The following is a 15,962-nucleotide window of genomic DNA, read 5'->3' as shown; positions in this document are numbered from 1 at the left end:
AGGAAATCTGATAGAGAGCGCGTGGGGCTGGAAATCGCGTAGAGGATAGGTTTGGGACTACTCGTGATTCTTTTATGCAAACATAAAACGGTGGCTACGTTAGAGCCAATCAGAGGTGTCCCTCTTTTTTGAGGAACATAAATGAAGGTGGAACCACGTTGCGACGTCCTTTCGAGGAGGTCGCTTTTTTGATTTTTTAATGAGGAAATCAAAAGGAGTGACGATTCCAATGTTCAAAGACACCTCCCACCCATTTAGCTACTAAAAACTTTATAAGGAGAAAATCATGATTAAGATTACTTTCCCAGATGGCGCTGTTCGTGAATTCGAATCTGGCGTTACTACTTTTGAAATTGCTCAATCTATCAGCAATTCTTTGGCTAAAAAAGCCCTTGCTGGTAAATTCAACGGCAAATTGATTGACACAACTCGTGCCATTACTGAAGATGGAAGCATTGAAATCGTGACACCTGATCACGAAGATGCTCTTCCAATCTTGCGTCACTCAGCGGCACACTTGTTTGCCCAAGCAGCTCGTCGCCTCTTCCCAGATATTCACTTGGGTGTTGGTCCAGCGATCGAAGATGGTTTCTACTACGATACAGATAACCAAGCGGGTCAAATCTCTAACGAAGACCTTCCTCGTATCGAAGAAGAAATGAAGAAAATCGTGAAGGAAAACTTCCCATCAATCCGTGAAGAAGTGACTAAAGACCAAGCGCGTGAAATCTTCAAAAATGATCCATACAAATTGGAATTGATTGAAGAACACTCAGATGACGAAGGTGGTTTGACCATCTATCGTCAAGGTGAATACGTTGACCTTTGCCGTGGGCCACACGTCCCATCAACTGGTCGCATCCAAATCTTCCACCTTCTCAATGTAGCAGGTGCTTACTGGCGTGGAAATAGCGACAACGCGATGATGCAACGGATCTATGGTACTGCTTGGTTTGACAAGAAAGACTTGAAGAACTATCTCCAAATGCGTGAAGAAGCTAAAGAACGTGACCACCGTAAGCTTGGTAAAGAATTGGATCTCTTCATGATTTCTCAAGAAGTTGGTCAAGGTCTTCCATTCTGGTTGCCAAATGGTGCGACCATCCGTCGTGAGTTGGAACGCTACATCGTTGATAAAGAAGTAGCAGCAGGCTACCAACACGTCTACACTCCACCAATTGCTTCTGTAGAACTTTATAAAACTTCAGGTCACTGGGATCACTACCGCGAAGACATGTTCCCACCAATGGATATGGGGGATGGAGAAGAGTTTGTTCTTCGTCCAATGAACTGCCCTCACCACATTGAAGTCTACAAACACCATGTGCACTCTTACCGTGAATTGCCAATCCGTATCGCTGAAATCGGTATGATGCACCGTTATGAAAAATCTGGTGCTTTGACTGGTCTTCAACGTGTGCGTGAAATGTCTCTGAATGATGGTCATACCTTTGTAGCTCCAGAACAAATCGAGGAAGAATTCAAGAAGATCCTTCAATTGATCATCGATGTGTATGAAGACTTTAACTTGACAGATTACCGTTTCCGCTTGTCTTACCGTGATCCTGAAGACAAACACAAATACTTTGACAACGATGAAATGTGGGAAAATGCTCAACGCATGTTGAAAGCAGCCGTTGATGATATGGGTGTTGAGTACTATGAAGCAGAAGGGGAAGCAGCCTTCTACGGACCAAAATTGGATATCCAAGTGAAAACAGCTCTTGGTAAAGAAGAAACCCTTTCTACCATCCAATTGGACTTCTTGCTTCCAGAACGCTTTGATCTTCATTACATTGGAGCAGATGGAGAAGAACACCGTCCAGTTATGATCCACCGTGGGGTTATCTCAACGATGGAACGCTTTACTGCGATCTTGATTGAAAACTACAAGGGAGCTTTCCCAACCTGGCTTGCTCCTCACCAAGTAACCCTTATCCCAGTATCGAACGAAAAACACGTGGACTATGCTTGGGAAGTGGCTAAGAAACTTCGTGACCGTGGTGTTCGTGCAGATGTGGATGAACGCAATGAAAAAATGCAGTTCAAGATCCGTGCTTCACAAACTCAAAAAATTCCTTACCAATTGATTGTTGGTGACAAGGAAATGGAAGACAAGGCTGTAAACGTACGTCGTTATGGTCAAAAAGAAACAGAAACCATGTCAGTGGATGCATTTGTAGAATTGATTCTTGCAGATATTGCAAATAAATCCCGTGTTGAGAAATAAACCATTTAACCTAGAACAAAATCTCAGCCACCTAAAAAGCAACAACTGAAATAGTTGTTGCTTTTTTACATTTTGATTAAGCTGAGCTAGTAGTGATCTGTCAAACCACCACAAATAGTATCCTCATCAACAATTCTTTCTATCCACTAACTTTTGGATATAGGATATCCTCCCAAGATTTGCTTCCTCGAGTTAGATAAGGTCAATATCCTCAATCCTTGTCTGCTTCATTTTCTTTTACGAGATCTTTTTGAGAATCTTTTTCAGAGAGTTTTTGATCGATATACTTGTTAATGGTTTCATAAAATTCCTTGGTCATCTCACTATCTAATTTTGTCGAATTATGGACTTGATTGACTTTCAATTGAACAGATTGAATACCGTAAGAGGCTTGCTTTTGGCGAATTGTTTCTAATTCTTCTTCTGAAATCGGATCTCCAACAACTGTCAAGACTAATTCATTGCTACTTGACTTGTAGACTTGATTAATGATCGTATGATTAGAGAACTCTTTGCCTACAAACTGTTTGATCCCTTCTTTTCGCGCTTGATCCATCGTCAGAGTGACTGCTGAATAGCTGGCTGGAAGGACCAATAATACAATCAAGGAGATCAACCCAATTTTCATTTTAATGTTTAGCTCTTTAAATGAACTTAAAGGAGATTTTCTCATTAAAATTCTTGTTCCAACAATATTGGTTAGCATGATAAAGACACAGTTAATCAAGAAAAGATAGAGAGCCCCGAATAAAAATCGCACATTTCCATTAGCTAAACCATAGCCTGCAGTACAGATAGGTGGCATCAGAGCTGTTGCAATGGCTACGCCAGGCACGATATTGTTTGCTTCTTTTTTCCTTGAACCAATTACACCTGCTATCCCACCAGCAATAGCAATGAGAACATCCCAAATTGTTGGAGAGGTTCGTGCAATCAACTCGCTACTTGCATAAGATAAGGGAGAAATCCAGAAATACAGAGTCGAGACAAGCAAACTGACCAATATTTGAGTAAATAAAACCTCTAGAGATTGCTTGATTAAACGCGTATCAAAAATAGCTAAACCGAATCCCAGTCCAACAATCGGTGTCATAAGAGGGGAAATCAGCATGGCTCCAATAATAACAGCTGTTGAATTCATATTTAGACCTATAGAGGCAATAAAAATCGCACACATTAAAATTGCAGTATCTCTTAATCGAACATGAAGATCATCATATAATTTTTCACGGTATTCACGTGTTGAATAGTTTCCGGTCATTGGTTACTCCTTTTATTTCATATAATCTTGTTTCTGCATAGACGATGGTAGAGAGACCTCTGTCCAATCTTACATATTTTTAATTCTCACCTGTCATTCTTTTGAACATAATTTTTTAAATATCCATCAGTCCATCCTAGATATTATATCAAAAAGTTTACAGTCTTTCTCTGAAGAACTCAATCAATTTAAAAGATAGTGAAGGCAGAAATTTTTGTATCCTTATCCGAAGAAGAAAAACGATATCTCCTCTGAAAGTAGATACCGTTTTAATGTTTAAACATGATGAGTATGTAGCAGCAATCCTAGCTGATATCTCCAACAAATCACGTGTTGAGAAATAATGAAAAAATAAAAAGATTGAGATGTAACGATCTCAGTCTTTTTGCTTTTTCTTCCTGGAAAGTCCAGCAATTGAGACTCCACATTTCTTCATAAGTTTGATATAATAAGAAGATAGAGATTGATAAGGAAAAGTTGCATTAGAAACAGGTATGTAAGATGAAAAGAATATTAGTAGTTGATGATGAAAAACCAATTTCAGATATTATCAAATTTAACATGGCAAAAGAGGGATATGAAGTTTTAACGGCCTTTGATGGGCGGGAAGCTTTAGAAGTCTTTTCAGCTGAAAACCCAGATGTTATTATTCTAGATTTGATGTTGCCAGAGATTGATGGCTTGGAAGTGGCGCGGACGATTCGTAAGACCAGCAATGTGCCCATCATTGTCCTATCTGCTAAGGATACGGAATTTGATAAGGTCATCGGGCTTGAAATCGGGGCGGATGACTATGTGACCAAACCTTTCTCTAATCGGGAATTACAAGCGCGTGTGAAAGCCTTGTTGCGTCGTTCTGAGTTTGCGGCTGATCCTCAGCTTGAAAATGATGCCGATACGGAAATTGTCATTGGTGATCTTCACATTCTTCCAGATGCTTTCTTGGTTCAAAAAGGCAACAAAGAATTGGACTTGACCCATCGCGAATTTGAATTGCTCTATCACCTTGCGACCCATGTCGGTCAAGTGATGACCCGTGAGCACCTTCTTGAGACGGTGTGGGGCTATGATTACTTTGGTGATGTTCGGACAGTAGACGTGACGGTTCGTCGGTTGCGTGAAAAAATCGAGGACACACCGGGACGTCCAGAATATATCTTGACCCGTCGTGGTGTTGGATATTATATGAGAAACAATGATTGATCAACTAAAACAATTTGTAATGTCGTCGAACTTTGTCTTTGTTCTGATTACGGTTGGGTTTATCATTGTGGTAGCCTTGCTTTTGTTAGAAAACCGTAGAGACAATATCAAGCTCAGACAATTAAACGCCAAAATTAAGGATCTGATTGCAGGGGACTATTCTGAAGTGGTCGACATGCAAGGGAGTCCAGAGCTGACAGATATGACCAATAGTATCAATGATCTGTCGGAGGTTATTCGCCTGACGCATGAAAACTTGGAACAAGAAACCAAGCGTTTGACCAGTATCCTTTCTTACATGACAGATGGGGTGCTTGCGACCAATAGACGTGGTCAGATCATCATGGTCAATGAAATGGCCGCCAAGCAATTGAATGTAAATCCAGATGAGGTGCTCAATACCAGTATTCTGGATTTGCTTTCGCTAGGAGACGACTATGATCTGCGCAGCTTGATTACAGAAGTACCAGAGTTGACCATCGATTCCCAGGATGAAAATGGGGAATACTTAAGTCTTCGTGTGCGCTTTGCCTTGATTCGTCGCGAGTCAGGTTTTATCTCTGGTCTGGTAGCTGTCTTGCACGATACGACGGAGCAGGACAAGGAAGAGCGGGAACGTCGCCTCTTTGTCTCCAATGTGAGTCATGAATTACGGACACCTTTGACCAGTGTGAAATCCTATCTAGAAGCCCTGGACGATGGCGCTTTGTCAGAGCCGGTAGCACCAGATTTTGTCAAGGTTTCGCTCAATGAAACCAACCGCATGATGCGCATGGTCACAGATCTATTGAGCTTGTCACGAATCGATAATGAAACCAGTCAGTTGGACATCGAGTTGACCAACTTTACGGCCTTTATCACCTTTATTTTGAACCGGTTTGATAAGATCAAGAGTCAATCGCAAGAAGATACCAAGAAGTATGAACTGATCCGGGAATACCCGATCACCCCGATCTGGGTTGAAATTGATACGGATAAAATGACCCAGGTGATCGACAATATCTTGAACAATGCCATCAAGTACTCACCTGATGGTGGAAAAATCAAGGTAGGGATGAAAACGACGGATGCCCAGTTGATTATTTCCATTTCAGATGAGGGCTTGGGGATTCCAAAGAAAGACTTGCCACGCATTTTTGATCGCTTTTACCGAGTGGATAAGGCACGTAGCCGGGCCCAAGGTGGAACTGGTCTGGGCTTAGCCATTGCTAAGGAGATCGTTAAGCAACACAAAGGCTTTATTTGGGCCAAGAGTGAATATGGCAAGGGGTCTACCTTTACCATTGTCTTGCCGTACGACAAAGATGCTATTAAAGACGACTGGGATACAGAAGAGGAAGAATAAGGAGTCAATGACAGAAGAGGGATTTAAGTACAGTATTTTAGCTTCAGGTTCTAGTGGAAATTCTTTCTACCTTGAGACACCAAAGAAAAAACTACTCATTGATGCAGGCCTATCAGGGAAAAAGATTACGGGACTATTGGCTGAAATTGATCGCAAACCAGAAGACTTAGATGCCATTTTGATTACGCACGAACACTCAGACCATATCCATGGTGTGGGTGTTTTAGCGCGGAAATACGGCATGGATCTGTATGCTAATGAAGCAACTTGGAAGGCTATGGAAGGCACCAAGTATCTAGGAAAGGTCGATGATGCTCAAAAGCACATTTTTGAAATGGGGAAGACCAAGACATTTGGCGATATCGATATTGAAAGTTTTGGGGTCAGTCACGATGCTGCTGCCCCTCAATTCTATCGCTTTATGAAGGATGGAAAGAGCTTCGTCATGCTGACGGATACGGGCTATGTGAGTGATCGCTTGGCAGGCATCGTCGCGGATGCGGATGGCTATTTGATTGAGTCCAACCATGATGTAGAGATCCTTCGAGCAGGTTCTTATGCTTGGCGCTTGAAGCAGCGGATCTTGTCTGATTTAGGCCACCTTTCTAACGAAGATGGTGCAGATGCCATGATCCGAACCTTGGGAAATCGCACCAAGAAGATTTATCTTGGGCATTTGTCAAAAGAGAACAATATCAAAGAATTGGCCCATATGACCATGGAGAATCAACTGGCTCGAGCAGATCTAGCTGTCGGCCATGATTTTGAGGTGTTAGATACCTCGCCAGATACCGCGACCCCTTTGACGAAGATATAAAATAGAGAAAAGCAACTGTCATCTTGTTAGTTGCTTCCTTTTTTAAACATAGATGTAGGTTTTTTATTTTTTTGTTTACTGAAAAGGTTCGAAATTTGTATTGTGTGAAGGAGAAGTAAATGCGCCTTGTTTATCTTACGATTGGTTTTATGTCTTTGGGATTAGGAATTATTGGGATTCCATTACCGATTTTACCGACGACTCCCTTTTTACTGTTGTCTATGGCTTGCTTTGCTAAAAGTTCCAAACGCTTTGAAACTTGGCTCTACCAAACCAAGCTTTATCAAACCTATGTATCGGATTATCGAGAGACCAAATCGATTGCCAAAGAACGGAAAAAATGGATCCTTCTTCAGATCTACATCCTGATGGGCATTTCGATCTATCTGGCCCCGATTATTTGGGTGAAGCTTGCTTTAGGGGCTTTGACGATTTTTATCACCTTTTATCTCTTAAAAGTGATCCCTAATAAGCCTGAAAATCCAACAGACGAAGATCCTGATTAAAAATGGAGAAATCAGGCCCTAGAACTAGGAAAAGAAGTGCGTTCGTGCTTCTTTTTTTGTATAAAAGCAAAAACCCTTGTGTATCAAGGGTTTTGGTGCGTTGACTACGCTTCAAGAAATTTTAATAAGCGATCTACTTTAGGATTTTTAGTTTTCTATAAAAGGATCAACTCTTAAATATGATTAAAGTATATTTAAGAGTTGATCCATCTTTTATTAAATATCTCTTATTGTGATATGTATCTATTATATCATTGTTCTAACTCAGTTATCTTTTCTAACATTTCTTGTATATCCTTTTGCGTCTTGAAAGGATTATTTTTTATTTTCTTAACAAAGAGAATGAGTGTGATAATCAAAAAAATACAAGCGATAACAGGGTTAATGGTAAAGTATAAAAGGCTACAAAATGCAGATAATCCTACAGGAAAATACCAAGAAGAAGCTGGATATACCTTTGCCCCTCTATATGTATAAAGACCACGATTTGTTCGTTGGTAATTTATATTTCCTTTCTTAACACTGCTGAAAGCATCCACAGTGGTTTTGTTATATACCTTATTGTATATTGCACGTTTAGGATCTTTAATAAGGCCTGTCCCTTTTTGGCCGTATGTTGGAATGATTGCTCGTTTAACCTGTCTCTTTAATTTCGATGTTGTCCGAGCTTTTAAACTCTTTGAAAGACTGGGTTTTCTAACTCCTATTTTCATAGTAATACTCCTTATTATTATTTCAATCCCAAACTCTTTTGTTTTAATTATATCAAATAACGAAGGGGAATGAAATAATAACGAGGTAAAGAAATAAAATTCACTATAAGAAGTGGGCATTAAGTTGGTAAGATATAGAAATGCGAAAGTTGAAGAAACTTAAAATTCATGGAGCAAACTTACAAAACGTGGTATTCAACTTATTGGATCGATATCCAAACAAACCTAAAATATAGTAAAAGCAATCAACTGTATCTAATGGATATCTAATGGTAATCGTTTTAAAATTTTGGTATACTTAAGAGTATAAATTTATTAGAAAGTAGGCTTTCCATGGAGAAATTACAAGCCCTGTTATCGGAACGGTTTCAGATCGTTTTTTCAGATAGCAGTTTATTAGATACAGCTTTTACGCACACCTCTTATGCCAATGAGCATCGCCTCTTAAAAATTTCACATAACGAACGTTTGGAATTTTTAGGAGACGCTGTTCTTCAATTAGTTATTTCCGAATATTTGTATAAGGAACACCCCAACAGACCGGAGGGAGATTTGTCCAAATTCCGTTCTATGATTGTCCGTGAAGAAAGTCTGGCTGGCTTTTCTCGGGATTGCCAATTTGATCATTACATCAAACTAGGCAAGGGCGAAGAAAAATCTGGTGGTCGGGACCGCGATACGATTCTTGGCGATTTGTTTGAAGCCTTTTTAGGTGCCTTGCTCTTAGATCAAGGTGTGGAAGCGGTCAAACGCTTCATCTATCAGGTCATGATTCCCAAGGTTGAAACGGGTCAATTTTCTCAAGTCATTGACTATAAGACTCGTTTGCAAGAACTGTTGCAGGTTCATGGGGATGTGGAGATCCAGTACCAAGTGGTCAGCGAGGCCGGTCCTGCTCATGCCAAAGAGTTTGAAGTAGAAGTATTCGTGAACGGTCAAACGATGGGACATGGTCATGGTCGTTCCAAGAAATTAGCGGAGCAGGAAGCAGCCCGCAATGCAGTTGAAACGAGGTATGATGGCCCATGTATCTAAAAGAGATTGAAATCCAAGGCTTTAAATCCTTTGCGGATAAGACAAAAGTCGTATTTGACAAAGGGGTCACTGCCGTTGTAGGGCCTAATGGATCTGGAAAATCAAATATCACGGAGAGCTTGCGCTGGGCCCTGGGGGAATCCAGTGTCAAGAGTCTACGTGGGGGCAAGATGCCCGATGTCATCTTTGCAGGGACAGAATCGCGTAAACCGCTGAATTATGCCTGTGTCACAGTTGTCTTAGATAACCAGGATGGTTTTATCCAACAGGCAGGGAAAGAAATTCGTGTCGAACGGCATATTTATCGTTCAGGAGACAGCGAGTACAAGATCGATGGTAAGAAAGTACGTCTCAGAGATGTTCATGATTTGTTCATGGATACGGGATTGGGACGTGATTCCTTCTCCATTATCTCCCAAGGTCGGGTAGAGGAGATCTTTAACTCCAAACCGGAAGAACGCCGGGCTATCTTTGAAGAAGCTGCCGGTGTCTTGAAATTTAAGACGCGGCGCAAGGAAACGGAGACTAAGCTTAATCAGACCCAGGAGAATTTGGACCGTCTGGAAGACATCCTCTATGAATTAGAAGGACAGATCCAACCTCTTGAAAAGCAAGCAACGGTCGCTCGCCGTTTCTTGGAATTAGACCAAGAACGGCAGGTTCTCTTGCTGGATGTTTTGGTCGCTCAAGTCGATCTGACAAAAGAGCTCTACGAAAAGGCTGATCAAGAAGAAAAAGCTATTCAAGAACAGTTGGCCTCTTATTATCAACGTCGTCAGGTCTTAGAAGAAGAGAATGTACGCATCAAGAAAGCCCGTCATCAGTTGGATGAGAGCTTAGCTGAGGACCAGGCGAGCTTGCTTGAGGTCACTCGTTTGATCAGTGATTTAGAAAAGCAAATTGAAGTAGCTAAGTTGCAATCGAGTCAAGCAGCCCATAGTCGCAGGGAAAATCTTGAGCGGCTGGATGCTGTTTTGGCCCGTCTGGAAGAAGCGAAACAAGAGCTGGCTCAAAAACAAAAGACGCTAGCTATGCTTCAACAAAGACTGACAGAGAACCGTCAGCTACAAGAAGAGTTGGAAAAAGAATTAGCCAACTACGAAGAAGACCCGGAACAAGTCATTGAGCATCTACGCGAGCAGTATGTCGCGCTCTTGCAGACAGAGGCTGAAAAATCGAATGAGCGGACGGCGATTGAGAGCCGGATCCAGGCACTCCTGCAAGAATCTAGCCATCGTCAAGAGGATTTGACCAAGGCACAAACAAACTTTGAAACTGCCAAGGAAAAAGAAGTCCGACAATTGGAAGAGTTGGATCAGGCACAAGCGATGGTCAAAAGACTATTAGCAGAATACCAAAATCAATTGGTAAAAGTGGAGCAGGCCAAAGCTGTCTACCAAGAGGCTCAAACGGCCATGTTTGACTTGATGGATGAGAGCAAAAACAAACGGGCGCGGATCAATAGCTTGGAAGCTATTCAGAAGAACCATAGTAACTTCTACGCAGGCGTCAAGAGCGTTTTGCAAGAAGCAGAACGGTTAGGAGGCATCTGTGGGGCTGTTAGTGAGAATTTGAGTTTCTCAAAAGACTACCAGACGGCGCTTGAAATTGCTCTAGGAGCTAGCAGCCAACAGATCATTGTCGAGGATGAAAAGGCTGCAACTCGAGCGATTGATTTCTTGAAACGCAATCGCTTGGGACGGGCAACTTTCCTTCCGCTCACGACCATCAAAGCCCGTCAACTATCTCCTCGGAATTTGGAATTAATTCAAGCCAGTGCAGGATTTCTAGGAATTGCGAGTGACTTAGTGACCTATGAGCATCGTTTTGAACAGATTTTCCAAAACTTGCTTGGAGTAACGGCCATCTTTGACACGACGGAGCATGCGCGTGAGGCGGCTCGTAAAGTCAACTATCAAGTTCGGATGGTGACCTTGGATGGGACCGAATTGCGGACCGGAGGATCGTATGCGGGTGGTGCCAATCGCTCCCAAAATACGGTCTTTGTCAAACCAGAATTGGATAGTTTGAAGCAGGAAATGCAAGCTCTGGATGCTCGTTTGAGAGAAGCAGAGCAGGAGGTCGAGACCAAGGACAATCTGCTCAAGCAGGCGCAAGAATACCTGGCCTCTATTCAAAGCCAAGGTGAGCAAGCGCGTCTGGAGCAACAGCGGGCCCAATTGGCCTACCAACAAAGCCAAGAGCAACTGAAAGAAATTCAGGAACTCTTAGAAGCTTTGAAGTCAGAATTGGCAACAGATGCAACCCAGTCTCTCCAAGAAGAGCTGGAGTCCCTTACTGAGCAATTGGCAGAAATTGAGCTTCAAAAAGAAAACTTGAACCGCGATATTGAAACCATGAAGTCGGACAAAGATGTCTTGCAACAAAAGGTACAAAACCTGCAAGAGCAATTGGCAGACCTGCGACTTCAACAGACGGAATGTAAGAGCCAACAAAGCTATGAGCAAACAGATGCTCGTCGCTTGGAAGAAACGATCTCCCAGTTGGAAGTAGAAGAGCATCAGTTGCAATTGCTGATTGAACAAGGCGATGCCCAAGTTCAAACAGTAGATGTGGAGCAGCTAGCCAATCAATTGGCACAGGCCCAAGCCAAGAAAACGGACTTGGAACAAGGGGTCATTCGGAAACGCTTTGAGCTGGATGATTTGGAAGGCCAGGCCGAAGATGTGGCAGAACAGATGGAACAAGCTCGTAAGAAAAACGAAGAGTGGATTCGTCAACAAGCTAAGGCTGAAGCGACACGTGAAAAGCATGCAGATCGTTTGAACAAGCTCTTAACGCAAATTACCGATGAATTCATGCAAAGCTTTGACCAAGCCAAAGACCAGGCCAAACCTGTTGAAAATCTTGCAGCAGCTGAAAACCAGCTCAAGAGCATCGAAAAAGATATTAAGGCACTTGGTCCAGTCAATGTGGATGCAATCGAGCAGTACGATGAGGTGAAGGGGCGCTTTGATTTCCTTTCCAGCCAGCGTGAGGATGTCTTGGCTGCGAAAAATATGCTTCTGTCTACCATCAACGACATGAATGACGAAGTCAAGGAACGCTTTAAATCAACTTTTGAAGCCATTCGTGAATCCTTTAAAGTCACTTTCCGTCAAATGTTTGGTGGGGGTTCTGCTGATTTGATTCTGACAGAGCCAGATCTTCTGACAGCTGGTGTTGAAATTTCTGTACAGCCACCTGGTAAAAAGATCCAATCCTTAAACCTTATGAGTGGTGGAGAAAAGGCCTTGTCTGCCTTGGCTCTCTTGTTCTCGATTATTCGTGTCAAGACCATTCCATTTGTCATTCTGGATGAGGTAGAGGCTGCCCTAGATGAGGCCAATGTCAAGCGTTTTGGGGATTATTTGAACCGCTTTGATAAGGAAAGCCAATTTATTGTCGTGACGCACCGGAAGGGAACCATGTCAGCTGCAGATTCCATCTATGGTGTGACCATGCAGGAATCTGGGGTTTCTAAAATCGTCTCAGTAAAATTGAAAGACTTAGAAAATGAAGAATAATGATATTAAATTGATTGCTACGGATATGGATGGAACCTTTCTTAATGACCAACATCAGTATGATCAAGACCTTTTACGCAAGGTGTTAGCAAGCTGCAAAGAAAAAGGCATCTATTTTGCTGCTGCAAGTGGCCGTGCCCTCCTTTCTCTCAAATCCCTCTTTAAAGGATTTGAGGACCAGATGATTTTCATTGCTGAAAATGGTAGTGTGGTAGAATTTCATGGAGAAGATCTCTACGAAGCGACCATGTCCAAAGACTTTTATTTGGGTGTTTTTGAGGCTTTGAAAGCTTCCCCTTATGCAGACCCGAATAAGCTTCTTTTGACTGGGAAAAAAGGAAGCTATGTCTTAGAAACAGTAGATCCCGACTATCTGGCCTTGAGTCAACACTACAATGAAAACATTCAAAAAGTGAAAAGTCTAGCGGATATTCAGGATGAAATTTTCAAATTGACCACCAACTTTGATGCAGCTCTTGTACTTGAAGGTGAACAATGGGTCACTGAGAATATCCCCGGTGTCAAAGCGATGACGACAGGTTTTGAATCGATTGATATTGTCCTCGATTATGTCGATAAGGGAGTGGCGATTACTGCCTTAGCGGATAAACTAGAGATCTCCTTGGATCAGGTGATGGCATTCGGGGATAACTTAAATGACCTCCATATGATGCAAGTCGTGGGCCATCCTGTAGCGCCAGAAAATGCACGTCCTGAAATCTTGGCCATTGCTGAAACAGTCATCGGCCACCATGCGACTGGTTCTGTCCTCCGCTACATGGAGGAAATCGTATGAGTCAGATTTTCTTGATTGCGCTGGATTTAGATGGGACCCTTCTCAATTCAGAAAAAAAGATTTCCCCTCGCAATAGAGCAGCCCTCGCTGCTGCACAGGCCCAAGGTGTCAAGGTGGTTCTAACCACTGGTCGTCCCTTGAAAGCCATGGATTTTCTTTTGGAAGAATTGGGAACAGCAGGCCTCAAAGAAGAGTATACGATTACCTTCAACGGTGGTCTAGTGCAGCGAAATAATGGAGAAATCCTCTCAAAAGTTGTCTTGGCGCCAGAAGATGTCGCAACCATTCATGATGAAACAGCCCGTCTAGGCCTTCCGCTGGATGCTATCAGTGAGGGAACGGTTTATGAGATTCATGCAGAGCGAAAGTCTCTCTATTCCCTTTACAATCCCTACCTGAACTTTATTGAGACAGATTTTAAAGACCTGCCATCCACGATTTCCTACAACAAGTGTGTGACAGCCGTCGATCAAGCCTTTTTAGATGCAGCGATCAAGCAGATCAAGCCGGAGTTATTTCAAGACTATGAAATTTTTAAATCTCGGGAAATGTTGCTGGAATGGTGTCCTAAAAATGTTCACAAGGCAACGGGTTTAGAGGCACTGGCAGCTATTTTGGGCCTTAAGGCAGATCAAGTCATGGCCTGTGGAGATGAAGCCAATGACCTGTCTATGATCCAGTGGGCTGGACTGGGGGTTGCCATGGGCAATGCGGTCCCGGCGGTGAAAGAGGTGGCGGCGCTTGTCGCACCCGTGACTAATGACCAAGATGCCGTCGCATGGGCGATTGAAAATTATGTGCTAAAGGAGAGTGAATAAATGGGATTATTTGATCGTTTATTTGGTAAAAAAGAAGAGACTGAAAAAGTGCTTCCGTCTTCGGAAGAAGTGACGGAAAGTACTGAGGTTGAAGAAACTGTCAAAGAGGAGCCACCGGCTACCCGAAATGACAAAGAAGAGCAAAAAATCGCTGATATGGAGGCTTATTACCAAGAGCTCAAAGCGCGAATTGCAGCCACTCATCAACCTGTTTCAACCTTCGCTCAAGAAGAGCCGGCAGAGGAACCTCTTGTTGAAGAAATCGTGACTTCAGAGACTCATGAAGATCAGGAACCAGAAGAGGAGTCTCCAGTTGTCTTTGAACCTGCTCAAGCAGAGGCAAGTCCTGAAGAAGTTTCACCACTAGCTGATGAAACGGAGGAGATTGAGCCTCTTGAAGAAGAGAAAATTGAAGCGGAAGAAACTGAAAATGGTGAGGAAGCAGATGGGGCTAACGGTTCAGAACTGGAAGAAGAGTCACCGATTGCTTCTCCATCATCTGAAGCTGAGCTAGTAGAAGGGAGCACGACAGAAGAGGAGGTTCCAGAACTAGTAGACGCTCAGGATGAGGTTTCAGAACCTGAAGTATCAGAAGCGATCGCTCAAGTGGAGGAAACTTCAGAAGTAGCAGAAGCTGAGTCCAGGCTTCCGGAAGGAGAAACTGCATCAGCCGTTGAGGATAGGACTGTTGAAGAGGCAGAAGAGCCAATTCCAGACGAGGTTGAACCTCAGCAAGAAACCATTCAGGAAAAATACGATCGTAGCTTGAAAAAGACACGGACTGGATTTGGAGCACGCCTCAATGCCTTCTTTGCCAATTTCCGTTCAGTTGATGAAGAATTCTTTGAAGAATTGGAAGAACTCTTGATCATGAGTGACGTTGGGGTTCAAGTGGCCTCTAATTTAACCGAAGAGTTGCGCTATGAAGCCCGTTTGGAAAATGCCAAAAAACCAGATGCTCTCAAGCGCGTGATCATCGAAAAATTGGTGGACTTGTATGAAAAGGATGGCCAATTTAATGAAGCCATTCGTTTTCAAGATGGTCTCACGGTCATGCTCTTTGTTGGGGTCAATGGAGTTGGTAAAACAACCTCTATCGGGAAGTTAGCCCACCGCTACAAACAAGAGGGCAAGAAAGTCATGTTGGTTGCAGCAGATACTTTCCGTGCAGGAGCTGTGGCTCAACTGGCAGAATGGGGACGCCGTGTAGATGTTCCAGTTGTAACAGGTCCTGAAAAATCAGATCCTGCTAGCGTCGTCTTTGATGGAATGGAACGCGCGATCGCTGAAAACATCGATGTTCTGATGATTGATACGGCGGGGCGTCTGCAAAACAAGGACAACCTCATGGCCGAGCTTGAAAAAATCGGCCGCATTATCAAGCGTGTGGTACCTGATGCACCGCATGAAACCTTGCTGGCCCTCGATGCATCAACCGGTCAAAATGCCTTGGTGCAAGCTAAAGAATTTTCAAAAATTACACCTGTGACAGGAATTGTATTGACCAAGATCGATGGAACGGCTCGAGGTGGGGTCGTCCTTGCGATCCGTGAAGAGTTGGACATCCCAGTGAAGTTGATTGGATTTGGAGAAAAGATTGATGACATCGGACCATTCCACTCAGAAAACTTCATGAGGGGTCTCTTGGAAGGCTTGATTTAAGAGTCAAATAGAAAAAGACAAGTTGTTGGAAGGACAATTTGTCTTTTTG

The 15,962-nt window shown here is 42.9% G+C and carries 12 protein-coding genes; 10 read left to right on the top strand and 2 right to left on the bottom strand.

Annotation, left to right across the window (positions count from 1 at the left end; genetic code table 11):
- Window positions 1-286: 286 nt before the first annotated feature.
- Entirely contained in the window at window positions 287-2,230 is a 1,944-nt protein-coding gene (thrS, locus tag O3602_RS01770; protein ID WP_003005013.1) for a threonine--tRNA ligase, read from the top strand.
- 211 nt (window positions 2,231-2,441) lie between these two features.
- On the opposite strand, the gene O3602_RS01765 is transcribed toward thrS, so the two are convergent.
- A complete protein-coding gene (locus O3602_RS01765) occupies window positions 2,442-3,491 on the bottom strand; it encodes a DUF389 domain-containing protein (RefSeq protein WP_371611034.1) in 1,050 nt (349 codons plus the stop codon).
- A 501-nt stretch (window positions 3,492-3,992) separates the two neighbouring features.
- Between O3602_RS01765 and yycF the strand changes: the two genes are divergently transcribed.
- From yycF to O3602_RS01745, 4 genes are all read left to right on the top strand, one after another.
- Entirely contained in the window at window positions 3,993-4,694 is a 702-nt protein-coding gene (yycF, locus tag O3602_RS01760) for a response regulator YycF (RefSeq protein ID WP_371611033.1), read from the top strand.
- On the top strand, window positions 4,687-6,039 hold the full coding sequence (gene vicK, locus O3602_RS01755) for a cell wall metabolism sensor histidine kinase VicK (protein WP_031573918.1): 1,353 nt from the start codon (window positions 4,687-4,689) through the stop codon (window positions 6,037-6,039). Before yycF ends, vicK begins: the two co-directional genes overlap by 8 nt.
- 7 nt (window positions 6,040-6,046) lie before the next feature.
- Entirely contained in the window at window positions 6,047-6,856 is an 810-nt protein-coding gene (locus O3602_RS01750; protein ID WP_023918725.1) for an MBL fold metallo-hydrolase, read from the top strand.
- Between the two features lie 119 nt (window positions 6,857-6,975).
- A complete protein-coding gene (locus O3602_RS01745) occupies window positions 6,976-7,362 on the top strand; it encodes a YbaN family protein (RefSeq protein ID WP_070449711.1) in 387 nt (128 codons plus the stop codon).
- Between the two features lie 251 nt (window positions 7,363-7,613).
- Here the strand turns inward: O3602_RS01745 and O3602_RS01740 are convergent, their stop codons facing one another.
- A complete protein-coding gene (locus tag O3602_RS01740; protein WP_024054733.1) occupies window positions 7,614-8,075 on the bottom strand; it encodes a hypothetical protein in 462 nt (153 codons plus the stop codon).
- 333 nt (window positions 8,076-8,408) lie between these two features.
- Between O3602_RS01740 and rnc the strand changes: the two genes are divergently transcribed.
- Genes rnc through ftsY form a run of 5 tightly spaced genes read left to right on the top strand, consistent with a single transcriptional unit; the run spans window position 8,409 to window position 15,913 of the window.
- Window positions 8,409-9,110: a ribonuclease III gene (rnc, locus tag O3602_RS01735; RefSeq protein WP_371611032.1), complete on the top strand. Its 702-nt coding sequence runs from the start codon at window positions 8,409-8,411 to the stop codon at window positions 9,108-9,110.
- Window positions 9,101-12,637 (top strand): chromosome segregation protein SMC, encoded by a 3,537-nt coding sequence (gene smc / locus O3602_RS01730; protein WP_371611031.1) that lies wholly within the window; start codon window positions 9,101-9,103, stop codon window positions 12,635-12,637. The genes rnc and smc overlap by 10 nt, the downstream gene beginning before the upstream one ends.
- On the top strand, window positions 12,627-13,433 hold the full coding sequence (locus O3602_RS01725) for a Cof-type HAD-IIB family hydrolase (protein ID WP_371611030.1): 807 nt from the start codon (window positions 12,627-12,629) through the stop codon (window positions 13,431-13,433). The genes smc and O3602_RS01725 overlap by 11 nt, the downstream gene beginning before the upstream one ends.
- Window positions 13,430-14,251: a Cof-type HAD-IIB family hydrolase gene (locus O3602_RS01720; RefSeq protein ID WP_371611029.1), complete on the top strand. Its 822-nt coding sequence runs from the start codon at window positions 13,430-13,432 to the stop codon at window positions 14,249-14,251. The genes O3602_RS01725 and O3602_RS01720 overlap by 4 nt, the downstream gene beginning before the upstream one ends.
- Window positions 14,252-15,913 carry a signal recognition particle-docking protein FtsY gene (ftsY, locus tag O3602_RS01715; RefSeq protein ID WP_270299417.1) on the top strand — a complete coding sequence of 554 codons (1,662 nt, stop codon included), beginning with the start codon at window positions 14,252-14,254 and terminating at the stop codon, window positions 15,911-15,913. It abuts the gene before it with no gap.
- Window positions 15,914-15,962: the final 49 nt, after the last annotated feature.

Origin of the sequence: Streptococcus sp. 27098_8_186 (assembly GCF_041432055.1) — a bacterium.
Taxonomy (GTDB): Bacteria; Bacillota; Bacilli; order Lactobacillales; family Streptococcaceae; genus Streptococcus; species Streptococcus dentalis.
Note: the sequence above shows the minus strand (reverse complement) of the source record. Positions and strands in the feature narration are given on the sequence as shown.